The sequence below is a fragment of the Cohaesibacter celericrescens genome, assembly GCF_002866925.1.
Taxonomy (GTDB): Bacteria; Pseudomonadota; Alphaproteobacteria; order Rhizobiales; family Cohaesibacteraceae; genus Cohaesibacter; species Cohaesibacter celericrescens.
In genome coordinates this window covers 1-821 of sequence record NZ_PKUQ01000048.1, presented here as the reverse complement: position 1 = coordinate 821, position 821 = coordinate 1, and the positions used below count along the sequence as shown (strand labels likewise).

Here is an 821-nt window from a genome sequence, read left to right as displayed (position 1 = left end):
TATCCCGACTGTGAGCGGTTTGATGACCGCGTCTTGGCTCGCTACAGTCGACGAACCCAACGCTTGGAGGCTATCGTGCACCAACTCGGCTTGGCGCTTCGCGGGAGACCTGCAGCGGCCTTTGCCAATCGCCTTATGATACCGGTAAGCAACGATACCTTGCTGCGGGTGGTACGCCGACCTACTACTGATCGGAACGATAAGCTTTCTGTCATCGGCATTGATGATTTTGCCTTCAGACGCGACCAGACCTATGGAACCATCGTTTGCGATCTGGAGCGACGCAATCCCATCACCCCGTTTCCTGGCTTTGCGCTGGAAACATCTCGGTCATAGCTTGCCGAGTATCCATCTATCTCGATAGTGGCCCGAGATCGGGGCGGCGGTTATGGTGAGGCCATCGCGAGAACATTGCCTCATGCGGATCAAATCCGTCGACCGATGGCACCTGATGGCAAACTCCAGTCGCGCTTTCATGGATGCAGTTGGCAAGTCGATACGTCAGATCAGGCAAGCGGTCGGCAGTAATATCATCGATCCCGAGCTTCTGACCTATGCTGAAAGATTACAACATGAGGGATATCTTCGTCGGCAGGCGACGAACGAAGCGATCCAGACACTGGCCAAGAAGGGAACCTCCATACAGCAGATTGTCCGGCAAACCGGCCAGAGCGGGCTTGCCCGGACGCCATCTGTTCGGGTTATCGCTCGTTTGATGACTTGGAAAGCTCAGATGTACGGGCGCGCCAAACTCGATCTCCTACTAGCCAGACGGATCGGTGCAACGTAACCTTCTAAAACAGCAAATATGCGTCAGAGCC

Annotated in this window: 1 pseudogene; it reads left to right on the top strand. The window is 55.1% G+C overall.

From position 1 onward, the window contains the following. Positions 1-673 (top strand): annotated as a pseudogene (locus C0081_RS23905) (transposase); the annotation flags it as partial. Positions 674-821: the final 148 nt, after the last annotated feature.